17 protein-coding genes and 1 riboswitch are annotated in these 22,617 nt (G+C 72.6%); of the genes, 8 read left to right on the forward strand and 9 right to left on the reverse strand.

The window, feature by feature from the left end; all coding sequences use genetic code 11:
• Positions 1-15 precede the first annotated feature (15 nt).
• Entirely contained in the window at positions 16-501 is a 486-nt protein-coding gene (locus ACVHNB_RS04015; RefSeq protein ID WP_428952801.1) for a carboxymuconolactone decarboxylase family protein, read from the reverse strand.
• Positions 502-713: 212 nt separating this feature from the next.
• Between ACVHNB_RS04015 and ACVHNB_RS04020 the strand changes: the two genes are divergently transcribed.
• Complete coding sequence (locus tag ACVHNB_RS04020) at positions 714-1,592, forward strand: RNA polymerase sigma-70 factor (protein WP_428952800.1); 879 nt, start codon at positions 714-716, stop codon at positions 1,590-1,592.
• Position 1,593: 1 nt separating this feature from the next.
• Here ACVHNB_RS04020 and ACVHNB_RS04025 read toward each other — a convergent pair whose 3' ends face one another.
• Positions 1,594-2,520: a sigma-70 family RNA polymerase sigma factor gene (locus tag ACVHNB_RS04025; RefSeq protein ID WP_428952799.1), complete on the reverse strand. Its 927-nt coding sequence runs from the start codon at positions 2,518-2,520 to the stop codon at positions 1,594-1,596.
• Between the two features lie 34 nt (positions 2,521-2,554).
• The gene (locus ACVHNB_RS04030) at positions 2,555-3,598 is read right to left on the reverse strand and encodes a C40 family peptidase (protein WP_428952798.1); all 1,044 of its coding nucleotides are present in this window, start codon (positions 3,596-3,598) and stop codon (positions 2,555-2,557) included.
• Between the two features lie 365 nt (positions 3,599-3,963).
• On the opposite strand from ACVHNB_RS04030, the gene ACVHNB_RS04035 reads away from it, so the two are divergent.
• Positions 3,964-4,317, forward strand: a complete 354-nt coding sequence (locus ACVHNB_RS04035; protein WP_428952797.1) for a hypothetical protein — start codon at positions 3,964-3,966, stop codon at positions 4,315-4,317.
• Here the strand turns inward: ACVHNB_RS04035 and ACVHNB_RS04040 are convergent.
• Both ACVHNB_RS04040 and ACVHNB_RS04045 read right to left on the reverse strand, forming a co-directional pair.
• Entirely contained in the window at positions 4,295-5,269 is a 975-nt protein-coding gene (locus ACVHNB_RS04040) for a tellurite resistance/C4-dicarboxylate transporter family protein (protein ID WP_428952796.1), read from the reverse strand. The two genes, ACVHNB_RS04035 and ACVHNB_RS04040, sit on opposite strands and share 23 nt — an antisense overlap.
• A gap of 25 nt (positions 5,270-5,294) precedes the next feature.
• On the reverse strand, positions 5,295-6,485 hold the full coding sequence (locus ACVHNB_RS04045) for a C40 family peptidase (RefSeq protein WP_428952795.1): 1,191 nt from the start codon (positions 6,483-6,485) through the stop codon (positions 5,295-5,297).
• Between the two features lie 7 nt (positions 6,486-6,492).
• Positions 6,493-6,647: riboswitch (cyclic di-AMP (ydaO/yuaA leader) on the reverse strand.
• A 403-nt stretch (positions 6,648-7,050) separates the two neighbouring features.
• Here ACVHNB_RS04045 and pcrA point away from each other — a divergent pair.
• Positions 7,051-9,549 (forward strand): DNA helicase PcrA, encoded by a 2,499-nt coding sequence (pcrA, locus tag ACVHNB_RS04050; RefSeq protein WP_456227422.1) that lies wholly within the window; start codon positions 7,051-7,053, stop codon positions 9,547-9,549.
• A 26-nt stretch (positions 9,550-9,575) separates the two neighbouring features.
• Here pcrA and ACVHNB_RS04055 read toward each other — a convergent pair whose 3' ends face one another.
• Together ACVHNB_RS04055 and ACVHNB_RS04060 are read right to left on the reverse strand one after the other, a co-directional pair.
• Positions 9,576-11,060 carry a M23 family metallopeptidase gene (locus ACVHNB_RS04055; protein ID WP_456227423.1) on the reverse strand — a complete coding sequence of 495 codons (1,485 nt, stop codon included), beginning with the start codon at positions 11,058-11,060 and terminating at the stop codon, positions 9,576-9,578.
• Between the two features lie 201 nt (positions 11,061-11,261).
• Complete coding sequence (locus ACVHNB_RS04060) at positions 11,262-12,233, reverse strand: esterase/lipase family protein (RefSeq protein ID WP_456227424.1); 972 nt, start codon at positions 12,231-12,233, stop codon at positions 11,262-11,264.
• Between the two features lie 407 nt (positions 12,234-12,640).
• Here ACVHNB_RS04060 and ACVHNB_RS04065 point away from each other — a divergent pair, with 407 nt between their 5' ends.
• Positions 12,641-13,057, forward strand: a complete 417-nt coding sequence (locus ACVHNB_RS04065) for a cobalamin B12-binding domain-containing protein (protein WP_428952791.1) — start codon at positions 12,641-12,643, stop codon at positions 13,055-13,057.
• Positions 13,058-13,332: 275 nt separating this feature from the next.
• Here the strand turns inward: ACVHNB_RS04065 and ACVHNB_RS04070 are convergent, their stop codons facing one another.
• Both ACVHNB_RS04070 and ACVHNB_RS04075 read right to left on the reverse strand, forming a co-directional pair.
• Positions 13,333-14,931 (reverse strand): DUF5691 domain-containing protein, encoded by a 1,599-nt coding sequence (locus ACVHNB_RS04070; protein WP_456227425.1) that lies wholly within the window; start codon positions 14,929-14,931, stop codon positions 13,333-13,335.
• 350 nt (positions 14,932-15,281) lie between these two features.
• Positions 15,282-16,652: an SWIM zinc finger family protein gene (locus tag ACVHNB_RS04075; RefSeq protein WP_428952789.1), complete on the reverse strand. Its 1,371-nt coding sequence runs from the start codon at positions 16,650-16,652 to the stop codon at positions 15,282-15,284.
• Between the two features lie 177 nt (positions 16,653-16,829).
• Between ACVHNB_RS04075 and ACVHNB_RS04080 the strand changes: the two genes are divergently transcribed.
• The 4 genes from ACVHNB_RS04080 to ACVHNB_RS04095 all read left to right on the forward strand — a co-directional run bounded on the left by ACVHNB_RS04080 (position 16,830) and on the right by ACVHNB_RS04095 (position 22,564).
• Entirely contained in the window at positions 16,830-17,951 is a 1,122-nt protein-coding gene (locus ACVHNB_RS04080; protein WP_428952788.1) for an ATP-binding protein, read from the forward strand.
• Positions 17,948-20,203 carry a DUF5682 family protein gene (locus tag ACVHNB_RS04085; protein WP_456227426.1) on the forward strand — a complete coding sequence of 752 codons (2,256 nt, stop codon included), beginning with the start codon at positions 17,948-17,950 and terminating at the stop codon, positions 20,201-20,203. Before ACVHNB_RS04080 ends, ACVHNB_RS04085 begins: the two co-directional genes overlap by 4 nt.
• A 247-nt stretch (positions 20,204-20,450) precedes the next feature.
• Positions 20,451-21,638: a vWA domain-containing protein gene (locus tag ACVHNB_RS04090; protein ID WP_456227427.1), complete on the forward strand. Its 1,188-nt coding sequence runs from the start codon at positions 20,451-20,453 to the stop codon at positions 21,636-21,638.
• A gap of 62 nt (positions 21,639-21,700) precedes the next feature.
• A complete protein-coding gene (locus tag ACVHNB_RS04095) occupies positions 21,701-22,564 on the forward strand; it encodes a hypothetical protein (RefSeq protein ID WP_456227428.1) in 864 nt (287 codons plus the stop codon).
• Positions 22,565-22,617: the final 53 nt, after the last annotated feature.

The raw sequence follows: 22,617 nt of genomic DNA on the forward strand, positions 1-22,617 counted from the left end.
CCTTTCCGCGCCGGGTCAGCCGAACTGGCCGGGCTGGTAGTCGCCGCCAGCCATCCGGTTGATGACCCCCATGCGGTTGGAGGCGTTGATGAGGGAGATGAACAGCACCAGGGCGGACAGCTGCTCCGTGTCGTAGTGCTCGGCGGCCCGCGCCCAGACCTCGTCCGGGACGCCGCCGGCCGCGTCGGCGATGCGCGTGCCCTGCTCGGTGAGCTCCAGCGCGGCGCGCTCGGCGTCGGTGAACACGGTGGACTCGCGCCAGGCGGCGACCAGGTTGACGCGCGCCGCGCTCTCCCCGGCGTGCGCCAGGTCCTTGCTGTGGGCGTCGGTGCAGTAGCCGCAGCCGTTGATCTGGCTGGCCCGGAGCATCACCAGGTCCTGGGTCGCCTTCGGCAGCTTCGAGCCGTCGATGATCGCCCGGCTCGCCGAGGCGAAATGCTTCAGGGCCCTGGCCACGACCGGGCTGCCGAAGAGGTCCAGACGGGGTGCGTGGAGTTCCATGTCGTCGTCCTCACAGGTGGATTCGGGTGGTGGATTCGGGATCTGACGAACACGAGATGCCGACGACCCGGACTCTGTGACGCCCCGCAAATGTGACGTACGCCATGCCGGTGGGGGTGTCACAGAGCGGCGGCGGGCGGCGTCATGTGTGCGAGATCGGCGCGAGCGACACCGACGCAAGAGACACCGACGCGAGACAAGAGGAGCCGTCCATGGCCGGCACGCCGGACCCCGCCACCGAGGCGTTCGTGGCCCACCGCAACCTGCTCTTCACCGTCGCCTACGAGATGCTCGGCTCCGCCGCCGACGCCGAGGACGTCCTCCAGGAGACCTGGCTGCGCTGGGTGGGCGTCGATCTCGGCACCGTGCAGAACCGGCGCGCCTACCTGGTGCGGATCACCACCCGCCAGGCCCTGACCCGGCTGCGCACGCTCGACCGCCGCAAGGAGTCCTACGTCGGCCCCTGGCTGCCCGAGCCGCTGCTCACCGCGCCCGACGTGGCCGAGGACGTCGAGCTGGCCGAGAGCGTCTCGATGGCGATGCTGCTCGTCCTGGAGACCCTCGCGCCGACCGAGCGGGCGGTGTTCGTGCTGCGCGACGTGTTCGACCTCGGATACGACGAGATCGCGGAAGCCGTCGAGAAGAGCCCGGCCGCCGTCCGGCAGATCGCCCACCGGGCGCGGGCGCACGTCGCGGCGCGCCGGCCGCGCGGGGTCGTTTCCCCCGCCGAGAGCCGAGGCGCGCTGGAAGCCTTCCAACGGGCCGTCGACACAGGGGACTTGCAGGGCCTGCTCGACATCCTCGCCCCGGACGTCGTCTTCCTGGGCGACGGCGGCGGAGTCGTCCGGGCCGCGCTGGAGCCCGTCGTGGGGATCGAGAACGTGGCCCCCGTGCTGAGCCGGTTCATCGCCCTGGTGACGGCGCAGCAGACCCGCCTCAACGGCGCCCCGGCGCTGACGCTCCGGATCGGCGACGAGATCGTGGCCGTCCTCGCGGTGCGCATCGACGACGGCCTCGTCACCGGCCTCTACGCCGTGCGCAACCCCGAGAAGCTGTCGCGGGTGGAGCGGGAGACCCCCGTGAGCCGCTGAATCAGCCGGTGACGCACGGGAGTTCGATCTCCAGCTGCGCCAGCTCCGCGCGCTCGGCCACCACATGGATCGCCGCGATGTCCCCCGATCCGGCGGGCCCGAACGTGAACCTGAGGACCAGGGCGAGGCGGCCGTGGACCGCCATGACCAGGCCCGGCACGCCGTCGATGAGCGCGACCCCGGTGAGCCGCGCCCGCGCCACCGCCGCCATCGCGCTCTCGGCCACGGCCCGCGCGCCGGCCAGCGTGACCGGCTCGGGCGTGGGGATGACGGCCCGGTCGGCGTGCAGCACGACATCCGGGGCGAGCAGCGCCAGCAGCGCCTCGAAGTCACCGCCGCGCGTGGCGGCGAGGAAGGCCTCGACGACCCGGTGGCGCAGCGCCGGGTCCGAGCCGGAGGCGGGCTCCGCGCCCCGCACCCGGCGCCGGGCCCGGCTGGCGAGCTGGCGCACGGCGGCGGGGGAGCGGTCGAGGAGCGGCGCGATCTGCTCGAACGGCACCGCGAACGTGTCGTGCAGGACGAACGCGACCCGCTCCGCCGGCGACAGCGTGTCCAGGACGACCAGGAGCGCCACCCCCACCTCGTCCGCGAGCAGGGCCTCCTCCTCGGGATGGCCCTGCTCGTCGGGGCCGAGCGCCGGGTCGGCGGGCCGCTCGTCTAGCGGGGTCTCGTGGCGCGTGGCGCGGGACCGCAGCATGTTGAGGCAGACCCGGGCGACGACGGTGGTCAGCCAGCCGGCGAGGTTGCCGACCTCGTCGGTGTCCGCGCGGTCGGCGCGGATCCAGGCCTCCTGGACGGCGTCGTCGGCCTCGCTGAGCGAACCGAGAATCCGGTACGCCACCGAGCGCAGCCGGGGCCGCTGCTCCTCGAACCGCTCCGTGAGCCGCGCCGCCGTGCCCGTCGCCCGTATCGGGTCCTTGTCCGTCACGGCAGCAGTACAACACGGCGGCACGGCCGGGATCTCAGGAAACCCGCGTGGCCCCGGCGAACGGCATCTGGTCGATCGGCGCGATCCGCACGGGCGCGCTCGGGTTCGGCGCGTGGATCATCTGCCCGTTGCCGATGTAGAGCCCGACATGGCTGATGCCGGAGTAGAAGAACACCAGGTCGCCCGGCTGCAGTTGGGACTTCGAGACCCGCTGCCCCGCGTTGATCTGCGCGTACGTGGTGCGCGGCAGCGAGACGCCCGCCGAGCGGTACGCGGCCTGCGTCAGGCCCGAGCAGTCGAAGGCGTTCGGGCCGGTGGCGCCCCAGACGTACGGGCTGCCGAGCGCGTTGTGTGCGAAGGCGATGGCCGCCTGGGCACGGGAGTTGGGGGCCGTGCCCACCTTCCCCCGGGGCGTGGAGCGGGAGGCGCGGTCGCCGCCGTCGGCCGTGGTGAGGTCCCGGTCCGCCGGGGTGAGCCGGTCGAGCAGCTGCCGGGCGTCCGCCAGCTTCTTCGTCACCGTCTTCTTCTGCTTCTCCAACTCCTTCTGCTTGGCTCGCAGTTCGGAGAGGGAGCCGTCGGCCTGGGTGTGCAGCTGGTCGATCTCGCGCAGCTCCTTGCGGACGCGGGTGATCGTGGCGGCCTGGCGGGTGCCGACGCGGTTCGTGAAGGACGCCTCGTCGAGATAGCGGTCGGGCGTGGAGGACAGCAGCAGCTGTACGGACGGGTCCACGCCGCCCGTGCGGTACTGCGCCGCCGCGACCGCACCCAGTTGCTGGCGCTGCGTGTTGAGCGACTCCGTCCGGCGGGACGCCTCGTCCTGCAGCGAGTCCACCTTCTTGCGGGCCTTGCCCGCCTTCTCCTTCGCGCCGTTGTACTTCTCGGTGGCGACCTCCGCCTCCTGGTAGAGCCTGTCGACCTTCGCCTTCACCTGAGCGGGGCTGAGGTTCGGCTCCGCGTGCGCCGCACCGCCGTCGAAGGCGATGGTGGTCGCCGCGGAGGCGAGAGCGAGGGTGGCCGCGGTGCGGACCGTACTGCCACTGAACGAACGCTGTTTCGGCTTGCGATGCGCTGCCGGCACGAAGTGCCACGTCCTTCCGGTCGTACTGCCTGCCTGCACGTACTGCTGCGTGAGGGGCGCCGATCGCGCGTCCGGCGGCGGCCCGCACAGGGGGAGCGGGCCGCCGCCGGACCTTTCTCGGCGGTGGTGTCCGACTGCCGCCCCTGGCCCGGGCGGCGGTGGGGAGCCGGTCACCTGAGGAAGGACGCTAAACCTCTGCGTAACGGGTTGGCGCCGGATTGTTAGGAACTGGCTTGTTTGTTACGGCTGGTGGCAGAGAGTGATGGACAGGTGCGCGTAGTGGCCCGAAGCGGCCCGAAGTCGTCCGCGAGGGCTACGGGGGATCGGTGTCGGGACGACACGGGCGTCCCGTTAGGCTCCGCAGCATGGACGTACTCATCCATCTCTTCGTCGGCCTGCACATCATCGGCATCGCCTCGCTGCTCGGCGGCTTCCTCACGCAGATGTCGGCGATGGGGCAGGGCACGGCCCGCTTCAACAAGGCCATGCTGCACGGCGCCCTGACCATGCTGGTGACCGGTGTCGCCCTGGTCGGCCTCCATCAGGCCGACGACAACACCGTGAACAACATCAAGATCGGCGTGAAGCTGGCGATCCTGATCGTCATCCTCGGCATCGTCTACGTGAAGCGCGACGAGGAGAAGGCGGAGAAGGGCCTGTTCGCGGCGGTCGGCGGCCTCACCGTGGCCAACATCTTCATCGCCGTGCTCTGGACCTGACGGCCCCGGCCGAGCGGGCCGCCCCCACCGCGGTGACCAGCCAGACGGCCACCGCGATCCACAACAGCACCTGTCCCGGCCCCTTGAGCCAGGACGTCTCGACGGCGGTGGCCACGGAGAGCGTGGCCACGGCCGTCACCCCCATCGGGAACACCGTCGACCAGCGCCGCACGTCGTACGTGAACCGCGGCTCCAGCACCTCCGCCACCGCGAGCACCACGTACCAGGCCAGGTCGAGCGCGAGCAGCACCCCGCACATGTCGCGCAGCACCCCGGTGACGTCGGAGTTCCAGAGGTCACCGGCCCGCCCGGCGAGCACCAGCCGGGCCGCCGCGAGCGCCGAGATCCCCAGCGCCCCGCCCGCGATCCAGTGGTCCCCGGCCCCCTCGAACACCTGCCGGCGGTCGAACCGGGCGAACGCGACGACGTACAGCACGATCCCGCACCAGAACACCACCACCGCCGCGTGGCCGAGCCAGGCCACGCCCAGCTCCGCCGACAGCGTCGCCCCGAGCACGGCCAGGCTCTGGGTCGCCACGCAGACGAGGAAGACGAGCCCCGGCATCCGCGGTTTCCAGTGGCGGACGACGGCGAGGAGCAGCACGGGCCACACGAGCGCGGCGATCACCAGCAGCGCCTCGGCGAGCGCCTGCAGGCCCGCCAGCGAGAGCCGGGTGCCGAGGACGCACGTCGCCGCGACCGCGGTCAGCGCGGGCGGCGTGTCCGCCTCGCGCTCCCAGCGGCCGCGGTCGCGGACGAGACGGAGCAGGAAATCGCAGGCCAGCACCGCCCAGAGCGCCGCGGCAAGGACCAGGAAGACACCGGACAGGACGGCGTACCCGGTCAGCCGGAACCCGACCGAGACGATGCCGGTCGCCATCACGGCGGCACCGGCGGCGGGCGGGAGCTGGGACCAGAAGGACTGCGGGATCACGTCCGGGCGGTGCTGCACCGCCCGAACGTAACCGCGGATCCGGTCAGGCGGGGCGCACCACGCTGTGGATCGACCCCGTGCCGTCGTAGTAGATGGACTCCTCGCGGACGTACGCCCCCGGCTTCGGCGCGTGGATCATCATGCCGTCGCCGAGGTAGAGGCCGACGTGGCTGATGTCGTCGTAGAAGAAGACCAGGTCACCCGGCTGGATGTCGGAGAGCGGGACGGTCGTGCCGACCTCCACCTGGTCCCAGGTGGTGCGCGGCAGCGAGATGCCCGCCGCCTTCCAGGCCGCCTGGGTCAGCCCCGAGCAGTCGTACGAGTCCGGGCCCGTGGCGCCCCACACGTACGGCTTGCCCTCCTGGGACTTGGCGAACGCCAGCGCCTTCGCCGCCTTGGCCGCGTAGGTCGACGACGAGCCGGACGAGCCGGACGAGCCGGACCCCGATCCGGACGACGTACCCGAGCCGTCCTCCTGCCGGGCCGCCTCCTCGGCCGCCTTCCGCTTCTGCTCCTCCTCGGCCTTCTGCTTCTGGGCGAGCTCGGCGGCCTTCTTGCGGGCCGCCTCTTCCTTCTTCTTCTCGATCGCCGCGAGCCGCTGCTTCTCCTCGGCCGTCAGCTCGGACAGCAGCCGGCGCGCGTCGGAGAGCTTGGACTGCACGCTCTGCTTCGAGGTCTTCAGCTCGGTCTGCGAGGAGGTGAGCTGCTGGAGGTTCTCCTGCGCCTCGGTGCGCTTCTTCGCGGTCGCGCGCTGCTGCTCCTGGTAGTCGTCGACCGCCTTCTTCTGGCTGGCGGTCATCCGGCTCATCAGGTGGTTCTGCGCGAAGTAGTCCTCGGGGTCGTCGGCGAGGAACATCGTCGCGGTGTCGCTGACCCCGCCCGAGCGGTACTGCTCGGCGGCGAACCGGCCCAGGTCCTGGCGGGCCGCGTTCATCTTCTCGGTGCGCTGCGCGATGTCGTCGAGGAGCTGGTCGACCTGCTTCTTCTTGCTGTCGGTCTGCTCCTTGGCGGAGTTGTACTTCTGCGTGGCGACCTCGGCCTGCCGGTACAGGGTGTCGACCTTCTTCTGCACCTCTTCGAGGCTCGGCCTGGCCGGCTGCGCGGGGGCGGCCTGTGCCGTCTGCGAGAGCAGGGCCACCGAGGTGAGGGCGGCGGTCGTGATCCCGACCGCGGGGGTGGTGCGAAGGCCGCCCGACATCCGGGAGCGGGTGCGCGGCTTGCGGTGCGACGCCAAGGAGGCGACTCCTTCCGTGGTCCGCCTACCGGGTTAGCTGTCGGGTTCGGGCGTACGGAAGGCTGCCCTACGGTCAACTGCCCGATGGTGCCGGGCCGTTGAGCCGATTCACCCCAAGGTCGGTTGGGTCCCCGGTTCCCTGCCTCTCGGCGTACGGAACTCAGCGGGGGCTGCCCGGTCGCCGCGTTGTTCGCGAGCGGGGGGACGGGCTGCCCGCGCAGCACCGTAGCCAACTCGTGTTGCTGCTGTGAAGGTTGATGTTCGATATGCCCGATACATTTTCGTGACCTTGGCGACTCCGCGGCCCCGCACCTGGCCGTATGCGGCCAACCCCTCATGGTCTGCGGCGATTTGTTCGCATTTCGTCCATGCGCTTGTCGGGGATGCGGGAGTGTGTGGGCTTCACTCACTATTTGTGAAGGTGTCGTCATGGAGTGTGACGAGGGGGCGTCCGGTGTCCGGGCCCGGCCGACCCGCGCGTTCCGAAGCCGCTGACCTGCTCGGACGGGCGGTGTGGTGAAGGCGGCGGCGGGGTGTCAGTGGGGCGGCCTAGACTCGTAGAGCGATGAGCAGCCTCTTTGACGACAACTTCCTGGCCAGCCTCCAGCGCGGCGCGGAGGAGCCCCCGCCGCCGCCCGAGGACGAGCACGACGGCCCCGCGCCGGAGCCGATCCCGGACGACCTGTTCGGCGGGAAGTTCGACGTGCCCCCGGCCAGGGACGCCTACTACCGCGACGGCGCCCCCCGCCCGGCCCTCGACCCGGCGGCCCTCCTCGACGGGCTGAACGAGAACCAGCGGGCGGCCGTCGTGCACGGTGGCACCCCGCTGCTCATCGTCGCGGGCGCCGGCTCCGGCAAGACCCGCGTCCTCACCCACCGCATCGCCTACCTGCTGGCCGAGCGCGGCGTGCACCCCGGCCAGATCCTCGCGATCACGTTCACGAACAAGGCCGCGGGCGAGATGAAGGAGCGCGTCGAGTCCCTCGTCGGCCCGCGCGCCAACGCCATGTGGGTCTCGACCTTCCACAGCGCCTGCGTGCGCATCCTGCGCCGCGAGTCGAAGAAGCTCGGCTTCACCTCGTCGTTCTCGATCTACGACGCCGCCGACAGCAAGCGCCTGATGGCCCTGGTCTGCCGCGACCTGGACCTCGACCCGAAGAAGTTCCCGCCGAAGTCCTTCAGCGCCAAGATCTCGAACCTGAAGAACGAGCTGATCGACGAGGAGGACTTCGCCGGCCAGGCCGCCGACGGATTCGAGAAGACGCTCGCCCAGGCCTACGCGATGTACCAGTCGCGGCTGCGCGAGGCCAACGCGCTGGACTTCGACGACCTGATCATGACGACGGTGAACCTGCTGCGCGCGTTCCCCGACGTCGCCGAGCACTACCGCCGCCGCTTCCGCCACGTCCTGGTCGACGAGTACCAGGACACGAACCACGCGCAGTACGCGCTGGTGCGCGAGCTCGTCGGCCCGGCCCAGGACGCGGAGGGCAACGACGCGGACCCCGCCGAGCTCTGCGTCGTGGGTGACGCCGACCAGTCCATCTACGCGTTCCGCGGCGCCACGATCCGCAACATCCTCCAGTTCGAGGAGGACTACACGGACGCGACGACGATCCTGCTGGAGCAGAACTACCGCTCCACCCAGACGATCCTCTCCGCGGCCAACGCGGTCATCGAGCGCAACGAGTCGCGCCGCCCCAAGAACCTGTGGACCAACGCGGGCGCGGGCGCCCAGATCACCGGCTACGTCGCGGACACCGAGCACGACGAGGCCCAGTTCGTCGCCGAGGAGATCGACCGGCTCACGGACGCGGGCGACGCGAAGGCCGGCGACGTCGCCGTCTTCTACCGGACGAACGCGCAGTCCCGTGTCTTCGAAGAGATCTTCATCCGCGTCGGCCTGCCCTACAAGGTCGTCGGCGGCGTCCGCTTCTACGAGCGCAAGGAGGTCCGGGACGTCCTCGCCTACCTGCGGGTCCTGTCGAACCCCGAGGACTCCGTCCCGCTGCGCCGCATCCTGAACGTGCCCAAGCGCGGCATCGGCGACCGAGCCGAGGCCATGATCGACGCACTGTCGCAGCGCGAGAAGATCTCCTTCCCGCAGGCACTGCGCCGCGTCGACGAGGCGTACGGCATGGCGGCCCGCTCGACGAACGCCGTGAAGCGGTTCAACACCCTCATGGAGGACCTGCGGACCATCGTGGAGTCGGGCGCCGGCCCGGCCACGGTCCTGGAGGCCGTCCTGGAGCGCACCGGGTACCTCGCCGAGCTGCAGTCCTCCACGGACCCGCAGGACGAGACCCGCATCGAGAACCTTCAGGAGCTCGCCGCCGTCGCCCTGGAATTCGAGCAGGAGTCCGGCGCGGCGGCCGAGGGCGCGGAGGAAGGCGAGGACGGCGGCGCGTCCGCGGGCACCCTCTCCGACTTCCTGGAGCGCGTCGCGCTCGTCGCCGACTCCGACCAGATCCCCGACGAGGAGGACGACGGCAGCGGCGTCATCACCCTGATGACCCTGCACACCGCCAAGGGCCTCGAATTCCCCACGGTCTTCCTGACCGGCATGGAGGACGGCGTCTTCCCGCACATGCGCTCCCTCGGCCAGACCAAGGAACTGGAGGAGGAGCGGCGCCTCGCGTACGTGGGCATCACGCGCGCGCGGGAGCGGCTGTACCTGACGCGGTCGACGATGCGCAGCGCCTGGGGCCAGCCCTCGTACAACCCGCCCTCCCGCTTCCTGGAGGAGATCCCGGACGCGCACCTGGAGTGGAAGCGCACGGGCGCTTCGGCGCCGGCGCCGTCCACCAAGGGCATCGGCGGCGGCATCGCCGCGTCGCTGTCGTCGTCCCGCTCCCGTACGACGCCGGCGTTCGCCACGCGCCGCGCCACCGAGAAGCCGGTGGTGTCCCTGGCCGTCGGCGACCGTGTCACGCACGACCAGTTCGGCCTCGGCACGGTGGTGGGCGTGAGCGGATCGGGCGGGAACGCGGAGGCGACGATCGACTTCGGCGACCCCAAGCCCAAGCGTCTGCTGCTGCGGTACGCGCCGGTCGAGAAGCTGTAGCGGTTACGCGGTTACGCGCTACGCGGTTACGTGGGATCCAGGCCGTGGCTGCGCAGCCACGGCAGCGGGTCGATCGCCGAGCCGCCCCCGGGCCGTACCTCGAAGTGCAGGTGCGGTCCGGTCGAGTTCCCGGAGTTGCCCGACCGCGCGATCACGTCACCGGCCTTCACGGGCCCGCTCATCACGGTGTGCGCGGAGAGGTGGCAGTACCAGGTCTCCGTACCGTCCTTGGCGGTCACTATCGCCATGTTCCCGTACGCGCTGTTCCACTGCGTGCGCACGGTGCCGTCCGTCGCGGCCATCACTGGAGTCCCGTACGAGACCGGGAAGTCGATGCCGGAGTGCACGGACATCCAGTTGATACCGGCCTGTCCGTAATAGGCGCTCAGCCCGCGCTGCTTCACCGGCAGAGCGAACTTGGGGCGCAGCGCCTCCTTGCGCGCGGCCTCCTCGGCGGCCTTCTTGCGGTCGGCCTCCTGCTTCGCCCTCAGGTCGATCCGCTCCTGCGTGCGGCTCGCCCGGTCGGCGAAGTCGCCCGCGTCCGCGGACACATCCTTGAGCTGCGTGTCCAGCTTGTTGTTGGCGACGGACGGCTTCACCGCGCTCGCGTCGGGCGCCGCCGCTGCCTGCGTCTCCTTGCCGTCGTCCCCGCCGCCGATGCTGCCCACGGACGCCGCCGCGATCCCGGCGACCCCGACCACGCACACCGAGGGCACGGCGACGGTCAGCAGCGCGGAACGCTTGGCGGGCACACGGCGACGGGACCTTCCGGCGGCGCGGGACGCGGCCCGCGACGTGAACTCCGGTTCGGCGGGAGCCGGTTCACGCGCATCGGACTCCGCCCGGGGCTCCGGCACGGAACCCGGCCCGGAGTCCGACCCGGCCTCGGGCTCGTCGTGCGCCTGGGGATACTCGACGGGGTTGTACTGGTCCGGCACGTACTCGTGGAGTGCGGCGGTCTCGAGGACACCGGTCTCGTGGAGTGCAGTCTCATGGACACCGGTCTCATGGAGAACCGTGTCATGGACGGCGGTCTCGTGAACGGCCGGGGTCCCGTCGGAGTTCCACGCCGTTGCGTCGTACGCGCCCGTGTCGTACGCCGTCGTACCGAAGACCGGCGTCTCGAAAGTCTGCGTCTCGAAGGTCTGGGTTTCGAAAGTCTGCGTCTCGTAGGGCTGCGCCGTCCACTGAGCGGTGTGCTGCTGGCCGTAACCGGCGCCCGCCCACATGGCGGTCGTGTCGTAACTGCCGGTGTCGTACGTGCCCGTGTCGTACGCGGCCGCGCTGTACGTCGTCGTGTCGAACGCACCCGTGTCGAAGCCCGACGTGGCGTACGGGTCGGCGTACTGCTGCTGACCGGCGGTGTGCCACTGGCCGGTGTCGTAGGAACCCGTGTCGTACGAGCTGTCGCCCGGCAGGTCACCGAAGAGCGGATCGGTGGCGAAGCTGGTCGTGGAGTAACCGTCGTGTGCCGCGTAGTGCGCGGTCCCCGACGGATGACGGTCGTTCACCAACTTCTCTTTCGCCTCGACAACAGGGGCTGCCAGAGCAGTGCGGCGACTGTACCCGGCGGTACGAGGGCACGACAATCTTCGGCAGGTTTCATGCCCGATGGAAACGGGCAATCGGCCGCCTTTCGGTGAACTGTGGGCAGAGCCTTGGCTCTGAGTTCGAGATGTGTTCGACGCGAACGGGCTCTTCCGGCGCCAGAGTCACGCCACCGTCAGGCCGCCGACCGAGTCGGCGGCGTGCACTCCTTCCGTCGTCGGGTCGGCGTCGAGGGCCTGGCGGACCCCCGTCGCGACGGCCGGGTGCACCGGCAGCGCCAGATGCCCGATGCCCGTCACCCGCACGTTCTGCACGAGGAGATCCGGGTGGTCGACGCACGCCGACTCCAGCGGCACCACCAGCCGGTCGAGATCGCTCCAGAAGCTCACGAAACGCGTACGGCAGCCGGGCGCCGGCCCCTTCAGCTCCTCGACGACCGGTGAACCGGGGCGCATCTGCCGCACGATCGGATGCGCGTCCGCGAGCGGCGCGACCCGGGTGCCGCCGTGCGGGGTGCCGAGCGAGACGAGCGTGCGCACCCGCTGGTCGCCGCCCAGGCGCTGCACGTAGTAGCGCGCTATCAGCCCGCCCAGGCTGTGACCCACGATGTCGATCCGCTCCTGGCCCGACCGCTCGCACAGCTCCTCGACATGCCGGGCCAGCAGCGCCGCCGCGGCCCGTATGTCGCACGTCAGCGGCGAGTAGTTCAGCGACTCGATCTCGTGCCTGCCGTGCTGGACCAGGGAACGGCGCAGCAGGACGAAGACCGAGCGGTTGTCGATGAAGCCGTGCAGCAGCAGCACCGGGGGCTTGGCCGGGGTGGGCAGCCGCGGCGCGTCCGCCAGACCGGCCAAGTCCTTCAGGTCGTCGGGGCCGTCCAGGTCCTCGAGCTCATCGGGGTCGTCCAGCCGCTCCAGGTCCGCCGGCGTGAGTGCCGCGCCCGATGCCCCCGTGGCCGGGAGCGCCGGCGGATGCCTTCGTTCCGGGAGGATGCCCGAGGGATAGAGGAGCAGATGCCCCGCGAGGATCGCCAGTTCGAGCGCGGTCGCCTTCAGGAGCGCGACCGACAGACCGGCCAGTCTGGTGGGGAGCAGGTGGCAGATCGGGCGAAAGGGCAAGGTCCTCGTGACCTTCATCGGTCAACCTCCCGTCGGCACAGGGAGGACGCCTCTGACCCCCGTGTGCACTCATGTGGGGAACCGGCCGAAGCGAGACCCAGGGCCGGGCCGATGTGCCGACTCGTCGACCCGAAAGACGGCCGAACGCACCGTGCCACCGTGCCGTGCGGCTGTCGGCGCGGTGGCCCGGCGACCTCGAAGCGGCTCCCCTCGCGCCTGTCCCGGATGCGGTTGAAAACCCGCCGGATGCGGTTGCGGCGCGCAGCGAACGTGTCCCACCGTGTGATTTCCCCCTCGCTGAGCACCGTGAAACGGCCGGTTGCGGGATGCTGTCGATAACGTTCGTTCACTTCGGGTATCCCGGATGGGGTATCCGGCAACCGGGTACCAGAGCCCCGGGGGTCAGTCGCTTCATGGAGGCAGTGATGGGTGTGGCAGCCGGTCCGATCCGCGTGGTCGTCGCGAAGCCGGGGCTCGACGGCCACGATCGCGGGGCCAAGGTGATCGCGCGGGCGCTGCGCGACGCCGGCATGGAGGTCATCTACACGGGTCTGCACCAGACGCCCGAGCAGATCGTGGACACCGCGATCCAGGAGGACGCCGACGCGATCGGCCTGTCCATCCTCTCCGGCGCGCACAACACCCTCTTCGCCCGCGTCATCGAACTGCTCCGGGAGCGCGACGCCGAGGACATCAAGGTCTTCGGCGGCGGCATCATCCCCGAGGCCGACATCCCGCCGCTCAAGGAGAAGGGCGTCGCGGAGATCTTCACGCCCGGCGCCACGACCGCGTCCATCGTGGACTGGGTCCGCGCCAACGTGCGGCAGCCGGCCGGGGCGTAGCCCGCCGGGGGGCGGTCCGGAGTCTGGCCTGTCGGAGTCTGTCCCGCCGGAGCCCGTCCCGTCGGAGCCTGGTGCGCCGGGCGGGGGACCGCTGGTGGAGTGGTTGCGGGGTGTGGGCCCGGCGTGGGTTGTGGGCCCGGCGTGGGTTGTGGACCGGGTGACGTTCGTCGGCCTGGTCTTGTCCGTGGGGCGGGGCCCGTTCGTGGGTTGGTTGCGGGTTGTGGGGCGGGGCCGCCCGTCAGTGAGTTGCTTGCGGGGCGTGGGGCGGGTGCCGTTCATGGGCCGCCGGGCGTCGGGGCAGGTCCCGGCGGAGCCAGTTCGTCGCGCATCGCCCGGCGCAGCCGCAACGTGCCGACCAGCCTCTGGAACGCCTCCGACCAGTACCCGCCGGCCCCGGGCGCCGCGTCCTCCGTCTCCTCCACCGTCGCCGTGAGCCCTTCCAGACGCACGGCTTCCTCCGGGTCCAGGCAGCGCTCGGCCAGACCCATCACTCCGCTGAAGCTCCATGGATAACTCCCCGCGTCCCGCGCGATGTTCAGTGCGTCGACGACGGCCCGCCCGAGCGGCGGTGCCCAGGGCGTCGCGCACACCCCGAGCAGCTGGAACGCCTCGGACAGGCCGTGCGCCGCGATGAACCGCGCCACCCACTCCGCCCGCTCCGCCCCCGGCAGCGCCGCGAGCAGCTTCGACCGCTCCGCGAGCGAGACCGCGCCGGGGCCCGCCGCGTCGGCGGCCGTCGGGGTGCCGAGCAGCGCCCGCGACCAGCCGGTGTCGCGCTGGCGCACCGCGGCCCGGCACCACGCCGCGTGCAGCTCACCCCGCCAGTCGTCGGCGACCGGCAGCGTCACGATCTCCTCCGGGGTACGGTCGCCGAGTCTCGCCGGCCAGCGGTCGAGGGGCGCGGCCTCCACCAACTGGCCCAGCCACCACGATCGTTCGCCCCGGCCCGTGGGAGGCTTGGCCACCACGCCGTCCCGCTCCATCGCCACGTCGCACTCGTGCGGGGCCTCCACGACGACGGCCCCCGTCGTGCGGTCGAGCGCCACGCAGGACAGCGCACGGTCCGCCATGCGTCCGGCGAGCGCGGAGTGCGGCAGCGCGGAGAGCAGCTCGGCTGCCGTCGACCGCACATTGCGACTGCGGTCGGCCAGGGCCCGCTCCAGGAACGGCTCGTCCGCGTCGCCCAGTCCCGTGCGCAGGGAGTCCAGGAACATGAGGCGGTCCTCGGCCCGCTCGGTGCGCCAGGTGCCCTCCAGCAGGGTGCGGGCCGCATCCGGGTCGTGGGCGCGGACGGCGGCGAGCAGCGCCACCCGCTCCGCGAACAAACCCTCCGACCACAGGAGTTGGACCTGTTCCGTGTCCTCGGGCGCGGGCAGCGCCGTGCCCGCGCCCGGCGCCGCCCGCAGGGCGAACTTCCAGTCCGGGTTGAGGCGGGCCAGCCACAGGGCGCGCGGGCCCGCGAACGTGAGGGCCCCCGGGCGCAGGTCCGTGCGGCCGCGCGCCGCGTCGAGCAGCGCCGGCAGGAGTTCGGGCGGGGGCGCGTAGCCGTGGGAGTTGGCCGTCGCCAGCCACTGCGGGAGCAGTTCCAGGAGGTCGGGGGCGGCGCCTCTTCGCGTATTGCCGGTGCCGGGGCGGTCGGTGAGCAGCAGCGACAGGCGGCTGCGCGCGGCGGTCGGCAGGGGCGGGCGGGGGTCCGCGGCGGCGGGCTCGGGCGGGGTGGCGGCCGGGGCCGGGCGCAGGCCCGCGCGGCGCCGGACCGTCTGCACGGCCGCCTCGTCGAGGAGGGCGGTGGGGGTGGTGGTCGAGCGGCGCTCCGTACCGAGCAGAGCCGTGGTCACCAGGTCGTCCCAGGGTGTGGTGGTCGGGCTGGTCATCTGAACCCCTCTGTTCTGTGTTCTCTGTCCTCGTCGTGGTCGGTTGCTGTGGGGCGCCGTCGGACGGTGCGTGGGGGCGGGGCCGTGTCGGGGTACCTCCTCGGCCGGATAGGTCTCGTCGCCTCCGTACGCCGTAGGCGCGTCATCCGGCGCTGAATGCCTGTGGTGTCCTGCGGGGGCACCCCGACACATCCCCTCCCGTTGCCGTGCGGCCTTCCCCGGTGGGGCCTCCCGTGTTCGGGTGCGGCGCCGTTGGATTCCGCCCCCGCCTTGGGCAATCTGCCGCCTGGGGCGGCAGGGTGGGCAAGGCGGCACCCCAGCGCCGGGGCACTGTCATGGAGGCGGTGCGGTCAGCACAGGGAGATGAGGTCGGGGGACGCGGGCGTCCACGTCGAGAGCGGGCGGAAACCCGTGTGGCCGCATTCCCCGAACACCGTCACCGGCGCACCACCGGACAGAGCCACCAGACGCCACAGCCCGGAGGACATCGCGGCGTGGGCGGTCAGGGGGAGCGCCGACTTGCCATCGGCGTCCGCCAGTTGCCAGCCGCCGTCGGGGCCCTGCACCGGTATCACGTCAGCCAAGGTCACCGGCCACGACTCCAGCCACGGATCCGCCGCGAGCGCCCGCCCGTACGCCACGAGGGCCTGGCCCACATCACCCCCCGACGGCCGGACGGCGCTCGGCTCCGGTGCCGAGAACCGCTCGCCCATTTCCCCGCGGAGCGCCCCCGCCCCCGGATGTCTCGCCACGGCCGCGTCCACGGCCGGCCCGGTCGGCAGGGCCAGCGCCGGGGCGCGGCCCGCCGCCCCGAAGGAGAGGAGCAGGACCGTGCGGGCCGACTCCTCGCCGTACAGCCAGATGCGGCGCGTGGTGAGATGCCCGTCCGCCGTGTCGTACTGGGACAGGACCAGCCAGCGGTCCCGGAGCGCGGGCTCCGTCGCCGAGGCCGTCAGGCCCACCCGGGAACGGACCGTCGCCGCCAGGTCGTCGGGGAGCTCCGCACGGTGCAGCCAGCCCTGGTCGAGGAGATGCAGGAGAGCGCACTCCTCCAGCAGTCGCACCGGCCAGCCGGGTCCACTGCCCGGTATCGCGCCCAACTCCCGTACCCGCGAGGCCAGTCCGGGCGCCTGTGCGTCGACCATGCGGGCCGCTGTCTCCTCCCACAGTCCGTAACCCGCCTGCTCCGCCTGCGCCAGTCCGCCCCGGATCAGATCGGTCAGGCGCTGCTCCAGCTCCGTGGCCCCCGCGGTGATCCGCAGCGCGCGCCGCTCCGCTCTGCGTCGCGCCGCCTCAGGATCTGCCGGGGCGCTGCCGCCGGCCCCGGCCGCGCCCTCCTGCTTCGCCGCCGCCCGCTGTCTGCGGCCCGCGAGCCACTGCTCGGCCCAGTCCGGCGGCGCCTGCCCGCCCGGCACCTGCGTGTCGTCGCCCGCCCAGAGCAGCAGCAGCCCCAGCGCGTGCTTGCACGGGAACTTGCGGCTCGGACAACTGCACTTGTATCCCGGGCCCGTCGCGCCCGGCCCACCGCCCGTGTCCACGATCGTCTGGTACGGCTTGCTGCCGCTGCCCTTGCACAGTCCCCACACCGTCCCCTCGTCCGAACTCCCGGTCCCCGACCAGGGTCCCGCCGCCCCGAGCTTGCTTCCCGCCTTGCGTGACGAGGCGTCAGGCGCCAGTGCCAGCACCTGGTCCGTCGTCCAGCGCACCCCCTGCTGAGTCATGTCTTCGACGGTAGGTCCCGGCACTGACAATCCCGTCGGCCGCCGCGCTGACCTGCGGTGATCGTGGGTGCGAGGTCGATTGTCAGTGGCGTGGTGCACCGTGGGATCCATCGCGCGGCGAGGCGGTCATGTCCTCGTCGTGATGGTTCGAGTTGGGCGAGTTGGAGGGGGACAGCCATGACCGTTTCCGTCGAGGACCGGACCGGCGAGCAGGCCGGGGGAGAGGCGCTGCGGCCGCACGCCGAGGACGCGTTCGCGGGTGAACTCGCGGCGCTGGCCGCGCAGGACGACCGGCCGCGGCCGGCCCGCTGGCGCCTGTCGCCGTGGGCCGTCGCCACGTATCTGCTCGGCGGCACCCTGGCCGACGGCACGGTGATCACGCCGAAGTACGTGGGGCCGCGGCGCATCGTCGAGGTGGCCGTGACCACGCTGGCGACCGACCGGGCCCTGCTGCTGCTCGGCGTGCCGGGGACCGCCAAGACATGGGTGTCCGAGCACCTCGCGGCCGCCGTCAGCGGGGACTCCACGCTGCTCGTGCAGGGCACGGCCGGCACGCCGGAGGAGGCCATCCGGTACGGGTGGAACTACGCGCAGCTGCTGGCCCACGGACCGAGCCGGGACGCCCTCGTGCCCAGCCCCGTCATGCGGGCGATGGCGGAGGGCATGACCGCACGGGTCGAGGAGCTCACGCGCATCCCGGCCGATGTGCAGGACACGCTCATCACCATCCTCTCCGAGAAGACGCTGCCCATACCGGAGTTGGGTCAGGAGCAGCAGGCCGTGCGCGGGTTCAACCTCATCGCCACGGCCAACGACCGGGACCGCGGCGTCAATGATCTGTCGAGCGCGCTGCGCCGCCGGTTCAACACGGTGGTGCTGCCCCTGCCCGCGAGCGTCGAGGCGGAGGTCGACATCGTCTCGCGCCGGGTCGAACAGGTCGGCCGCGCCCTGGAGTTGCCGAGCGCTCCCGACGGCATCGACGAGATCCGGCGGGTCGTCACCGTCTTCCGTGAGCTGCGCGACGGGGTGACCGCCGACGGCCGTACGAAGGTGAAGTCGCCCAGCGGGACGCTGTCGACGGCGGAGGCGATCTCCGTCGTCACCAACGGCCTGGCCCTGTCGGCCCACTTCGGGGACGGCGTGCTGCGGCCGTCGGACATCGCCGCCGGGATCCTCGGCGCCGTGGTGCGTGACCCGGCGGCGGACCGGGTCGTCTGGCAGGAGTACCTGGAGGCCGTGGTGCGCGAGCGGGACGGGTGGAAGGACTTCTACCGGGCCTGCCGCGAGGTGAGCGCATGACAGGGCCTCTGCTGCTCGGCGTCCGGCACCACGGACCCGGGTCCGCGCGGGCCGTGCGCCGTGCCCTGGACGCGGCCGGGCCGCGGATCGTGCTGATCGAGGGCCCGCCGGAGGCCGACGCGCTGGTGCCGCTCGCCGCGGAGGAGGGCATGCGGCCGCCGGTCGCGCTGCTCGCCCATGTCGTGGACGAGCCGGGGAAGTCGGCGTTCTGGCCGTTCGCCGAGTTCTCACCCGAGTGGGTCGCCGTGCGCTGGGCCCTGGCGCACGCGGTGCCCGTCCGCTTCATCGACCTGCCCGCCGCCCACAGCCTGGCGATGAGGGACGCCGAGGACGCCCCGAACGAGGCGGACGAGGCGGACCAGGCGGAGGACGTGCGCGTCGACCCGCTGCGCGTGCTCGCCGAGACCGCGGGGTACGACGACGCGGAGCGGTGGTGGGAGGACGTCGTCGAGCACCGCGAGGGCGATGCCTTCGCCGCGCTCGGCGAGGCCATGGGCGCGCTGCGGGAGTCGTACGGGGACGGCGGACACGGCCGCGACCTGGTGCGCGAGGCGTACATGAGACTCCAAGTGCGCGCCGCGCAGAAGGAGTTCGGCTCGGCGGAGGAGGTCGCCGTCGTGTGCGGGGCGTGGCATGTGCCCGCACTGCGGCAGAAGACCACCGTCGCCGCCGACCGCGCCCTGCTCAAGGGGCTGCCGAAGGCGAAGGTAGACATGACCTGGGTGCCGTGGACCCACCGCCGCCTCGCCCGCGCCGGCGGATACGGGGCGGGGATCGAGTCGCCCGGCTGGTACGGGCACCTGTTCAGCGTCCCCGACCGGCCCGTGGAGCGCTGGCTGACCAAGATCGCGGGGCTGCTGCGCGACGAGGACCGGATCGTGTCGTCCGCCCATGTCATCGAGGCGGTGCGGCTCGCGGAGAGCCTCGCCGTGATGCGCGGGCGGCCACTGGCCGGACTGACGGAGACCCTCGACGCGGTACGGGCCGTCCTGTGCGAGGGCTCGGACGTCCCGCTGTCGCTCATCCACGACAAGCTCGTCGTCGGTGACGTCCTGGGCGAGGTGCCCGAGAGCGCGCCCGCCGTCCCGTTGCAGCGCGACCTCACCCGGCAGCAGCGCACCCTGCGCCTGAAGCCGGCCGCGCTGGAGAAGGAGCTGGACCTCGATCTGCGCGGCGACACCGACGCCGCGCGCAGCCGGCTGCTGCACCGCCTCCGGCTGCTCGGCGTCGACTGGGGCGAGCCGGCGAGGTCCACCCGCGGCTCCACCGGCACCTTCCGCGAGACATGGCGCCTTCGCTGGGAGCCGGAGCTCTCGGTGCGGGTCGCCGAGGCCGGGGTGTGGGGGACGACCGTGCTCGCCGCGGCCGGTGCCAAGGCGGAGTCGGACGCCGTCGCCGCGACCGCCCTCGCCGACGTCACCGCGCTCGCCGAGCACTGCCTGCTCGCGGGCCTGCCGGACGCGCTGCCCGTCGTGATGCGGGTCCTCGCCGACCGCGCCGCGCTGGACGCGGACGTCGGTCATCTCGCCCAGGCCCTGCCCGCCCTGGTCCGCGCCCTGCGCTACGGCGACGTGCGCGGCACCGGCACCGCCGCCCTCGCCGAGGTGGCGACCGGCCTCGCCGAGCGGGTCTTCGTCGGGCTGCCCCCGGCGTGCGCGGGCCTCGACGCGGACGCGGCCGTCGAGATGCGCGGCCACGTCGACGCGGTGCACTCGGCCGTCGCCCTCCTGGAGCGGGCGGAACTGGGCGAGCGCTGGCGGGCCGTGCTGCGCACGCTCGCCGCGCGGGACAGCGTGGCCGGGGAGATCCGCGGCCGGTGCGCACGGATCCTGCTGGACGAGGGCGCGCTCGACGACGACGGCGCGGCCCGGCTGATGGGCCTCGCCCTCTCGCCCGGTACCCCGCCGGGCGAGGCGGCAGCCTGGATCGAGGGTTTCGTCGGGGGCGGTTCGGGCGGCGGCCTCCTCCTCGTCCACGACGAGCGGCTCCTCGCCCTGGTCGACGCGTGGCTGACCGGAGTGTCGGGCGACGCGTTCACCGACGTACTGCCGCTGCTGCGCCGCACGTTCTCGGCGTACGAGTCCGGGGTGCGGCGGACCCTGGGTGAGCTCGTCGGACGCGGGCCCGCGGCTTCGGCCTCCGCCGTGTCGGGGGTGCCGTCCGGGTTCGCCGGGGAGCTCGATCCGGATCGGGCCGACGCGGTGGTGCCCGTGGTTCGGCTGTTGCTCGGGGTCGGGGCGGGGGCCGGATGAGGGGGTGGGGTGCGGGGGTGCGTTGCCGGGTGCGGACCGGTGGGGCTTCTCGCGCAGTTCCCCGCGCCCCTGGGATGCGCACTTCGTGCGGCATCCCATCGAGGGAGCAGCGGCGCAGCCGCATGCTCCAGGGGCGCGGGGAACTGCGCGACCAGCCCCCACCGGACGCGCAGGCGACCACACACCGCACCCGGCAGACGAGACAGCGCACCAGCACCCCCACGGAGGCGGCGAGATGACGGACCCCATGACCATCGGAGATGAACGGCTCCGGCGCTGGCGACTCGTCCTGGGCGGCGACGCGGCCGACGGCACGGGCTGCCAACTGGCAGGCCGGGACGCGGCGATGGACAGCGCCCTGACAGCGCTGTACGGAACCGACGGAGGGAAACAACGGGCACCCGGCGGCAGCCGGAGCGCCGGGCTCGGGGCCTCCGCCCCGTCCGTCGCCCGCTGGCTCGGCGACATCCGCACGTACTTCCCGTCCTCCGTCGTCCAGGTCATGCAGCGCGACGCCATCGACCGGCTCGGCCTGTCCGCGCTGCTGCTCGAACCGGAGATGCTGGAGGCCGTCGACGCCGACGTGCACCTCGTCGGCACGCTCCTCTCCCTCAACAAGGCGATGCCGGAGACGACCAAGGAGACGGCCCGCGCCGTCGTCCGCAAGGTCGTCGAGGACCTGGAGAAGAAGCTCGCCACCCGCACCCGCGCCACCCTCACCGGCGCCCTCGACCGCAGCGCCCGGATCAACCGGCCGCGCCACCACGACATCGACTGGAACCGCACGATCGCGGCCAACCTCAAGCACTACCTGCCCGAGTACCGCACGATCGTGCCCGAGCGGCTCATCGGGTACGGCCGGGCCGCGCAGTCCGTGAAGAAGGAGGTGATCCTCTGCATCGACCAGTCGGGCTCGATGGCCGCGTCCGTCGTGTACGCCTCCGTGTTCGGCGCGGTGCTCGCCTCCATGCGCTCGATCCGGACCCGGCTCGTCGTCTTCGACACGGCCGTCGTCGACCTCACCGACCAGCTCGACGACCCGGTCGACGTCCTGTTCGGCACTCAGCTCGGCGGCGGCACCGACATCAACCGGGCGCTCGCGTACTGCCAGTCGCAGATCACCCGCCCCGCCGAGACCGTCGTCGTACTGATCTCCGACCTCTACGAGGGCGGGATACGCAACGAGATGCTGAAGCGGGTCGCCGCGATGAAGGCCTCCGGCGTGCAGTTCGTGACGCTGCTCGCGCTCTCCGACGAGGGCGCGCCCGCCTACGACCGGGAGCACGCGGCGGCGCTCGCCTCACTCGGCGCACCGGCCTTCGCCTGCACCCCCGACCTGTTCCCCGAGGTCATGGCCGCGGCCATCGAGAAGCGGCCGCTGCCGATACCCGACGCGTCGGCCGAAACCGGCGGAGCGGCGGCAAACCGGATATGAGTACCCATCGGTAACACGGGGCTTGCGCAGGCTCCCTCGTCCCGTGCGAGGATCGGCGCACCGTGACGTCCCCGATCAGCCTCCCCGCCCCCGCCGAGCGCCTGCCGCGCGCGGCGGTGAAGCGGCGTGCGATTCAACTGGCGCTGTTGCTGGCCGGGTTGATCGGCATCGGTTTTCTCTGCGGCGGGCAGGCCCACGCGGACGACTCCGCCGGCCCCCTCGCGTCGCGTCACGCGGCGGTGCGCGAGGCGGCGGCCGAGCCCGTGCGCGAGGTCCGGGCCGTGCCCGGCCGGGCCTCCGGAGAGGTGCGCGCGCGGGTCGTCGAACCCGTACGGGAGAAGGCCGTGCGGCCCGCCGCCGACGCGGTCCGCCAGGTGACCGAGCCGGTCGGCGAGGTGGCCGGCCGGGTCGTCGAGGGCCTCGCGCAGGCGTCCCCCCGGCCGCTGCCGGACGGGCCGCCGACCCTGCCCGAACTGCCGGGCCTGCCCGGCCACTCCGGCTCCGAGCCGACACCGGCCGACCCCACCGAGCCCACCGAACCCGCCGAGGCGCAGCCCGCGCACACCTCCGTGCACGAGCACGGCCCGCACCGAGCCGCGCGTCCGCACGGCTCGACGCAGGCGGGGCCGACGGCGTACGACACCGCGCGGTTCGGCGACGTACGGCGGGACGGTGCACATCGCGCGTCCCCGGCCCGGCACGCCGCCGCGCCGCAGCCGGCCGGACCCGGCACCCCGTCCCGCCCCGACGGCGCACCCGTGGCCAACGCGTCCGCGGGTGACGGGGGTTCGACGCGGCACGGGGATCTGCACGCGGCGGCGTTCGACAGCCGGCTGCCCGTGCTGCTGCCGCCCGGCGCGCTCGCGTCCGGCGGCCCCGCGCCGGTGACCGACCGACATCGCGACATCCCCGAATTCCCCGGCTAGGGCGGCCCCTTCCCCGCACGTGACCTGTCGCGCGGGGGCGGAACAGGTCTGCC

This window comes from Streptomyces sp. YJ-C3 (assembly GCF_053891275.1).

Excerpts from the sequence above, each read along its gene's own strand:
- ACVHNB_RS04015 (WP_428952801.1), bottom strand. The coding sequence starts at position 501 with ATGGAACTCCACGCACCCCGTCTGGACCTCTTCGGCAGCCCGGTCGTG.
- ACVHNB_RS04020 (WP_428952800.1), top strand. The coding sequence starts at position 714 with ATGGCCGGCACGCCGGACCCCGCCACCGAGGCGTTCGTGGCCCACCGC.
- ACVHNB_RS04035 (WP_428952797.1), top strand. The coding sequence starts at position 3,964 with ATGGACGTACTCATCCATCTCTTCGTCGGCCTGCACATCATCGGCATC.
- pcrA (WP_456227422.1), top strand. The coding sequence starts at position 7,051 with ATGAGCAGCCTCTTTGACGACAACTTCCTGGCCAGCCTCCAGCGCGGC.
- ACVHNB_RS04060 (WP_456227424.1), bottom strand. The coding sequence starts at position 12,233 with ATGAAGGTCACGAGGACCTTGCCCTTTCGCCCGATCTGCCACCTGCTC.
- ACVHNB_RS04065 (WP_428952791.1), top strand. The coding sequence starts at position 12,641 with ATGGGTGTGGCAGCCGGTCCGATCCGCGTGGTCGTCGCGAAGCCGGGG.
- ACVHNB_RS04070 (WP_456227425.1), bottom strand. The coding sequence starts at position 14,931 with ATGACCAGCCCGACCACCACACCCTGGGACGACCTGGTGACCACGGCT.
- ACVHNB_RS04075 (WP_428952789.1), bottom strand. The coding sequence starts at position 16,652 with ATGACTCAGCAGGGGGTGCGCTGGACGACGGACCAGGTGCTGGCACTG.
- ACVHNB_RS04080 (WP_428952788.1), top strand. The coding sequence starts at position 16,830 with ATGACCGTTTCCGTCGAGGACCGGACCGGCGAGCAGGCCGGGGGAGAG.
- ACVHNB_RS04085 (WP_456227426.1), top strand. The coding sequence starts at position 17,948 with ATGACAGGGCCTCTGCTGCTCGGCGTCCGGCACCACGGACCCGGGTCC.
- ACVHNB_RS04090 (WP_456227427.1), top strand. The coding sequence starts at position 20,451 with ATGACCATCGGAGATGAACGGCTCCGGCGCTGGCGACTCGTCCTGGGC.